Origin of the sequence: Sphingomonas sp. 2378, assembly GCF_038084995.1 — a bacterium.
GTDB lineage: Bacteria > Pseudomonadota > Alphaproteobacteria > Sphingomonadales > Sphingomonadaceae > Sphingomonas.
The window spans coordinates 125,569-133,113 of record NZ_JAXCMJ010000008.1 but is presented as its reverse complement, the minus strand read 5'-3'; the positions used below and the strand labels follow the sequence as shown (position 1 = coordinate 133,113).

General features: G+C 69.0%; 7 protein-coding genes. 3 read left to right on the top strand and 4 right to left on the bottom strand.

The annotated features are described in order from the left end of the window. The first annotated feature begins 103 nt into the window (after positions 1-103). From SM191_RS06530 to map, 3 genes are read left to right on the top strand one after another with little or no spacing between them, the layout of a single operon-like run. Entirely contained in the window at positions 104-469 is a 366-nt protein-coding gene (locus SM191_RS06530) for a YbaN family protein (RefSeq protein ID WP_341505465.1), read from the top strand. A 39-nt stretch (positions 470-508) separates the two neighbouring features. Then, positions 509-715 (top strand): ParD-like family protein, encoded by a 207-nt coding sequence (locus SM191_RS06525; protein ID WP_341505464.1) that lies wholly within the window; start codon positions 509-511, stop codon positions 713-715. Position 716: 1 nt separating this feature from the next. Then, a complete protein-coding gene (gene map, locus SM191_RS06520; RefSeq protein ID WP_341505463.1) occupies positions 717-1,478 on the top strand; it encodes a type I methionyl aminopeptidase in 762 nt (253 codons plus the stop codon). A gap of 98 nt (positions 1,479-1,576) precedes the next feature. Here the strand turns inward: map and SM191_RS06515 are convergent, their stop codons facing one another. Genes SM191_RS06515 through kdpB form a run of 4 tightly spaced genes read right to left on the bottom strand, consistent with a single transcriptional unit; the run spans position 1,577 to position 7,544 of the window. Beyond that, positions 1,577-2,260 (bottom strand): response regulator transcription factor, encoded by a 684-nt coding sequence (locus SM191_RS06515; protein WP_341505462.1) that lies wholly within the window; start codon positions 2,258-2,260, stop codon positions 1,577-1,579. Then, complete coding sequence (locus SM191_RS06510; protein WP_341505461.1) at positions 2,260-4,926, bottom strand: sensor histidine kinase KdpD; 2,667 nt, start codon at positions 4,924-4,926, stop codon at positions 2,260-2,262. Before SM191_RS06510 ends, SM191_RS06515 begins: the two co-directional genes overlap by 1 nt. After that, positions 4,923-5,495 (bottom strand): potassium-transporting ATPase subunit KdpC, encoded by a 573-nt coding sequence (gene kdpC, locus SM191_RS06505; RefSeq protein WP_341505460.1) that lies wholly within the window; start codon positions 5,493-5,495, stop codon positions 4,923-4,925. The genes SM191_RS06510 and kdpC overlap by 4 nt, the downstream gene beginning before the upstream one ends. Positions 5,496-5,507: 12 nt before the next feature. Beyond that, positions 5,508-7,544 (bottom strand): potassium-transporting ATPase subunit KdpB, encoded by a 2,037-nt coding sequence (kdpB, locus tag SM191_RS06500; RefSeq protein WP_341505459.1) that lies wholly within the window; start codon positions 7,542-7,544, stop codon positions 5,508-5,510. Position 7,545: the final 1 nt, after the last annotated feature.

Below are 7,545 nucleotides of genomic sequence, written 5' to 3'. Positions count from 1 at the left end.
CCCCTCCCGCCTGCGGGAGGGGGCGTGCGCTGCGGCAAAAGGTGTTTCCATAAGCTAAGCCCACCCCCTTCCCCCCGCCCCCACGGCCCGCTACGCCTGTGCCATGATACGGCTCGGCTGGCTCATTCTGGGATGCGTGTTCGTCGCGCTCGGCGTGATCGGGGCGATCCTGCCGCTGATGCCGACGACCATCTTCCTGATCCTGGCGGCGGCCTGCTTCGCGCGGTCCTCGCCCCGGCTGGAGGCGTGGCTGCTCGACCATCCGCACTTCGGCCCGACCCTGCGGGCGTGGCGGCGGGACGGGGCGATCGGGGTCAGGGGCAAGACGATGGCGTGCGGCGGGATGGCGCTGGGCTATGGGCTGTTCTGGGCGACCGCCCGACCGCACTGGCCGCTCGCCTTATGCGTGGCGGTGCTGATGGGCGGATGCGCGGCCTTCGTCCTCAGCCGTCCGACCGCCCGCTACTGACCGGTTGCGCCCGATATACGAACCATATATGATCCATATATGGGTATCGTGAAAATAGACGACGAACTGCACGAGGAAGTGCGCCGCGCCAGCACCGTCATGTGCCGTTCGATCAACGCACAGGCCGAATTCTGGATGAAGATGGGGATGCTGGCGGAGGCGAACCCGACGCTGACCTTCCACCAGATCGTCCAGGCGCAGATGGCCGCCGCCGACGCCCCCCTGCCCCAGCCCCGGGTCGCCTGACATGGTCAAGACGGCGGAGGAACTGGCGCTGATGCGCGCGTCCGGGCGGCTGCTGGCGCAGGTGTTCGAGATGCTGGATGGGCTGACGCTGGAGGGCATGTCGACCCTGGCGGTCAACGACCTGGTCGAGCGCTATATCACTCACGACTTGGGCGCACGCCCCGCGAGCAAGGGGCAATATGGTTTCGCCTATGTGCTCAACAGCTCGATCAACCAGGTCGTCTGCCACGGCGTGCCGAGCGCGGACGAGGTGATCCGGAACGGGGATATCGTCAATCTGGACATCACTCTGGAGAAGAACGGCTTCATCACCGATTCCAGCAAGACCTATATCGTCGGCGACGCATCGACCGACGCAAGACGGCTGGTCCGCGTCACCCGCGAGGCTATGTGGAAGGGCATCAGACAGGTCCGCCCCGGCGCACGTCTCGGCGATATCGGCGCGGCGATCGAGAAGCACGCCAAGGCGAACGGATACTCGGTGGTCCGCGACTATTGCGGCCACGGCATCGGGCGCGAGATGCACGAGGCGCCCAATGTGCTGCATTTCGGGCGACCGGGGACGGGTGAAGTCCTTCGCGAAGGTATGACCTTCACCATCGAGCCGATGATCAACCAGGGTACGCGCAGGGTCTCGGCCTCGGAGGATGGCTGGACCGTGGTGACCGATGACGGGAAGCTGTCCGCCCAGTTCGAGCATACGGTGGCGGTGACGCGGAGCGGGGTGGACGTGCTGACGCTGAGGGCGGGGGAGATGGCTTAGGAGGACGTCATCCCAGCGGAGGCCGGGATTTTTCTCGGCTCGCATCCCGTCACCGGCAAAGGCTCCAGCCTGCGCTGGGACGACGGAGTCGGGGTGGATCACCCCTCGACCCGCAACCGATACCCCACGCCCAGTTCGTTCGCGATGACGCTGCCCACCGGCTGGGGCGCTTCCAGCTTCTGGCGCAGGTTGCGGACGACGATGCGTAAGTAATCGATGCGCGGGTCTTCGTCCCCGCCCCAGGCGGCGTCGATGATCCTGTCATGCGTCACCACCCGCCCGGGATGGCGAGCCAGGACTGCCAGCACGTCATATTCCTTGCGGGTCAGATGCTGTTCCTCACCCCCGCGCGTGACGACCCGCCGGTCGAGGTCGATGGCAAGGTCGCCCGTGCGCACGACCGAGGGCGCGGCCTCCGCCGCACGGGCATGGCGTAGCGCCACCCGCAGCCGGGCGAGCAGTTCCTCGCTGTCGAACGGCTTGGTGACATAATCGTCCGCCCCCAAGTCGAGCGCGGCCACCTTCTCCTCGGTCGCCTCGCGCGCCGAGACGACCAGCACCACCCGCTGGGGCCCGCGCAGCAGCGGGATCAGGCTCAGTCCGTCGCGGTCGGGCAGGCCCAGGTCGAGCAGCACCGCATCCGGGTGCTCCGCCGCCGCATGGGCCAGCGCCTCGCGCCCGTCGCGCGCCTCGACCACGCGGTGGCCGGCCTGTTCGAGCGTGTTGCGCAGCAGGCGGCGGATCGCGACTTCGTCGTCTACCACCAGGATCGTCGCAGGCATCAGGCCATTCCCTCCGGTGCGCCCTCGCGCATGATCAGGTCGCGCGGGAAGCAAAGGGTGAAGACCGCCCCCTCGCCATCCTCGCGATTGCCCGCCTCTACGCCCAGGCCCATGGCTTCGGCAAAGGCCTTGACGATGGCAAGACCAAGGCCGGTGCCGCCCGCCACCCGGTCGGAGCCTTCCAGCCGCCGGAACGTCTCGAACACCTCCGCCTCGCGACCCGGCGGCAGGCCGGGGCCATGGTCGAGGACCGACAGGCGCAACGTGCCGTGGCGGTGCCGCCCCTCAATCACGATCTCCGTCCCCGGATCGCCGTAACGCCCGGCATTGTCGAGCAGGTTGAGCAGGCAATGATGCAACAGCTGCGGATCGGCGCGGACCAGCGGCAGATCGGGCGGCACGTCGAGCCGCACCGAATGGCCCTCCAGCGCACGGCGGGCATCATGCGCCGCGCCGGTCACCGCGTCGCTGAGGTCGATCGCCTCGATCTTCAGCTTGAGCGCCCCCGCCTCGACGCGGGCCATGTCGAGCAGATTGGCGACGAAGCGGTTGAGCCGTGCCGCCTCGCCCTCGATAGTCGCGATCAGCTCGGGCGTCGCGCCCTGCCGCAATTGCGCCGCGGCCGCCATCACGGCGGTCAGCGGCGTGCGCAGGTCATGGCTGACCGAGGACAGCAGCGCGGCGCGTAAGCGATCGCGGGTGCGCACCGCATCCACGTCGCGCACCTCCGCCTCCAGCCGCAGCCGTTCGAGGATCAGCGCGGCCTGATCGATTAACCCGGTCAGCAGCGGCAGGCGGTCGGCACGGACCGGCTCGCCCCCCGCCTCGCGCGCCAGCCCCAATACGGCGAGCGTCCGGTTGCCTGCCTTCAGCGGCTGGAACAGCCATTCGGATGCGGCCAGCGTCGCCGATCCCTTGCCGGCGGGCGTCCCGGTGTCGAAGGCCCAGTGGGCGGCGGCCATCTCCATCGTCTCCAGCCGGTAATCGGGCTTGGTCGCCGCCTGTACCGCCAGTCCGGCGGGCGACGGGGTGAGCAGGACCGCCTGCACCTCGAACAGCCGGGCAATGTCTTCGCAGATCACCCGCGACGCCTCGGCCGGGTCGGCCAGACCGCTCAGGCGGTGGAGAAAGCCCGCCAGCGTCGCATTGTCGCGCGCGCTCGCCGCCGCCAGATCGGCCTGCGCGCGGACCCGCGAGGTCAGCTGACTGGTCGCGATGGCGACGCCCAGCAGGACGAAGATCGAGATGATATTCTCGGGATTGCTGACGCTCAGCGTGCCGACGGGCGGCAGGAAGAAGAAGTTGTAGGCCAGGCTCGACGCGATCCCGGCGAACAGCCCGGTGCGCAGACCGTACAGGCTCGCCGCCGCCATGACCGGCAGCAGATAGAGAAGCGCGACATTGCCCAAATTCAGGATATGGAACAGCGCACTCGCCAGCCCGGTGACGCCCGTGACCCCCGCCAGCGTCAGGGCATAGCCGATGGGCGATCCCCATTGCCCCCGCCGCTTGGTGCGCTCCCGCTCGACCGAGGCCTCGCCGACGGGCAGGACATGGACGGTGACGCCGGGCGTCTCGCGCACCAACCGGTCGACGACCGAGCCGTGGCGCAGCTCAAACCAGCGCGAGCGCTTGGCCTTGCCGACGACCAGCTGCGTGGCGCGCGCATCGGTCAGGAAGGCGCCGATGCCCTCGACCACGCTGGGCGCAGGAACGGTCGCGACCGCCGCGCCAAGCTGCGTGGCCAGCGTCATCGTCGCCGCCAGCCGCCGATGCTGCGCCTCCCCCAGGGTCGCAGTGCGCGGCGTGTCGATGAACAAGGCGGTCCAGGGGGCCCGCAGCGCATCGGCGGTACGCTTGGCGGCGCGGACCAGTTCGTCGGCGCCGGGCAATTCGCTGACTGCGACGACCAGCCGCTCGCCCGCCGCCCATTGGCCGCCTACGCCCAGCGACCGCACATGGTCGAGCATCTGCGCATCGACCGCCTGCGCCGCCCGCCTGAGCGCCAATTCGCGCAAGGCCGACAGGTTGGACTTGGAGAAGAAGTGCGACAGCGCCCGCGTCGCCTCTTGCGGCAGATAGACCTTGCCCGCCTTCAACCGCTCGATCAGCTCGTCGGGGGGGATGTCGACCACCTCGATCTCGGCGGCCTCCAGGATGCGGTCGGGCACCGTCTCGCGCACCCGGACGCGGGTGAAGCTGGCGACGACGTCGTTCAGGCTTTCGATATGCTGGATGTTGACGGTGGAATAGACGTCTATCCCCGCCGCCAGAAGCTCCTCGACATCCTGATAGCGTTTGGGATGGCGGCTGCCCGGCGCGTTGGTGTGGGCGAGTTCGTCAACCAGGGCGAGGCGGGGGGCGCGGGCAAGGACCGCGTCGATATCCATCTCGTGCAGCGTCCGCCCTTCATAGGGGACGGCGCGGCGGGGCATGAGCTCCTGCCCGCGCACCAGCGCCTCGGTCTCGACGCGGCCATGGGTTTCCACGACCGCCACGACCACATCGACACCGTCGCGACGGCGGGCGGCACCCTCGGACAGCATCTCGAACGTCTTGCCGACGCCGGGTGCTGCCCCCAGGAAGATTTTCAGGCGGCCGCGCCCCTCGCGCTCGGCGGCGCGCAGCAGGGCGTCGGGGTCGGGGCGCGGCTCGCCTGCCGTCATCGCTTGAGCGTTGCGTCCAGCGCGCGGTTGAGGGCGAGGACGTTGACATGGGGGTCGCCCAGCACCGAGTCCTCGGTCTTCGCGACGACCAAGGCGCGGACCTGCTCGACGCCCAGGCCACGGACGCGGGCGATGCGAGCCACCTGCGCCAGTGCCGCTTCGGGCGACAGATCGGGGTCGAGGCCCGAGCCGCTGGCGGTGACGAGGTCGGCTGGAACCGGCCCCTTCACGCCCTCGGCGCGACGCTTGGCGACATCGACCTTCACCCGGTCGGCCAGGGCCTGCGACGTCGGCCCCAGGTTCGAGCCCGACGAGGCCAGCCCGTCATAGCCCTTGCCCGCCGCCGAGGGACGCGTCTGGAAATAGCGGTCGCTGACGAAGGCCTGTCCGACGACCTCGGATCCGATCACCCGGCCGCCGACGTGCACCAAACTGCCATTCGCCTGATGCGGGAAGATCGCCTGTCCGATGCGGGTCATGGCCAGAGGATAGGCGATGCCGAGGAGAGCCGCGAACAGGATCGTCATCACGATCGCGGGCCGCAAGGCGGAAGTGAAATCCTTACCCATGATGTGAACTCCTTATGCGAGGCCGAGGCCACCGACCACAAGGTCGATGATCTTGATACCGACGAACGGCGCGATCAAGCCGCCCAGGCCATAGACGGCGAGGTTGCGGGCGAGCAGCGGCCCCGCCCCCATCGGCTTGTAGGCCACCCCCTTCAGCGCCAGCGGCACGAGCAGCGGGATGATGAGCGCGTTGAAGATGATCGCGCTCAGGATCGCCGATTGCGGCGTCGCCAGACCCATGACGTTCAGCACGCCGAGGCCCGGATAGAGCGCCACGAACATCGCCGGGATGATCGCGAAATATTTCGCCACGTCATTGGCGACCGAGAAGGTCGTCAGCGCCCCGCGCGTCATCAGCAACTGCTTGCCGAGGCCGACGACCTCGATCAGCTTGGTCGGATCGCTGTCCAGATCGACCATGTTGCCCGCCTCGCGCGCGGCCTGGGTGCCGGTGTTCATCGCGACGCCGACATCGGCCTGCGCCAGCGCGGGCGCGTCGTTGGTGCCGTCACCGCACATCGCGACCAGCTTGCCGCCCTGCTGTTCCTTGCGGATCAGCGCCAGCTTGTCCTCCGGCGTGGCTTGCGCGAGGAAGTCGTCCACGCCCGCCTCGGCGGCGATGGCGGCGGCGGTCAGCGGGTTGTCGCCGGTGATCATCACCGTGCGGATGCCCATGCGGCGAAGCTCGCCGAAGCGTTCGCGGATGCCCGCCTTGACCACGTCCTTCAGGAAGATGGCGCCGAGCAACCGGCCATTTTCCGCCACCGCCAGCGGGGTGCCGCCAGCGCGCGCGATCTCGTCGGTGATGCGGCGCAACTGCGTTGCCGCCGCCGTCTCGCCCACGCCGGGATGCGCGCGCAGGATCGAGTCGACCGCGCCCTTCTGGATCAACCGGTCGCCGATCCTCACGCCCGAGATGCGGGTCTGGGCGGTGAAGGGAATGATCTCGGCGTTCGCGGGCAGGCTGGCGATCGAGACCTTGAACTGCTCGCGCGCCAGCACGACGATCGAGCGGCCTTCGGGCGTTTCGTCGGCCAGGCTGGCCATCAGCGCCGCCTCGGCCAGCGCATCGACATCCGAGCCACCGACGGCGCGGAATTCGCTCGCCTGACGGTCACCGATGGTGATGGTGCCCGTCTTGTCGAGCAGCAGCACGTCGACGTCACCCGCCGCCTCGACCGCACGGCCCGACTTGGCGAGCACGTTGAACCGGACCAGACGGTCCATGCCCGCGATGCCGATCGCCGACAGGAGTGCCGCGATGGTCGTCGGGATCAGGGTGATGAGCAGCGCCGCCAGGATCGCCACCGGGATGCTGCCACCAGCGAAGGAGGCGAAGCCCGGAATGGTGCCGACCGCGATCAGGAAGATGATGGTCAGGCCGACGAGCAGGATGGTGAGCGCCACCTCGTTCGGGGTCTTCTGACGCTCGGCGCCCTCGACCAGCGCGATCATGCGGTCGAGGAAGCCCTGGCCCGGATTGACGGTGACGCGCACCCGGATCTCGTCCGAGATGACGCGCGTGCCCGCCGTCACCGCCGAACGGTCGCCGCCCGCCTCGCGGATGACCGGCGCGCTCTCGCCGGTGATCGCGGCTTCGTTGACGCTGGCCACACCGGCGACGACTTCGCCGTCCGAGGGGATCAGGTCGCCGGTCTCGACCAGCACCACGTCGCCGATCTTCAGCGCGCTGGCGGGGACATTCTCCCACTCCTGGCCAGCGCCCTTCAACCGCTTGGCGGTCAGCTCGGCCTTGGCGGCGCGCAAGCTGGCCGCCTGTGCCTTGCCACGGCCCTCGGCCAGCGCCTCGGCAAAGGTGCCGAACAGCACGGTCAGCCACAGCCAGACGACCAGTTGCAGCTTGAAACCGGTGGTCAGCCCGTCATGCCCGACGACGAGCAGGACGGTCAGAAGTGCTGCGACCACGGCGGTCACGAACATCACCGGATTGCGGATCAGCTCGCGCGGATTGAGTTTGACGAACGACGCCTTGATCGCCGGGAGCACCAGCTCGGCGGTGAACAGGCTCTTGGTGGGGGAATGGGCCATG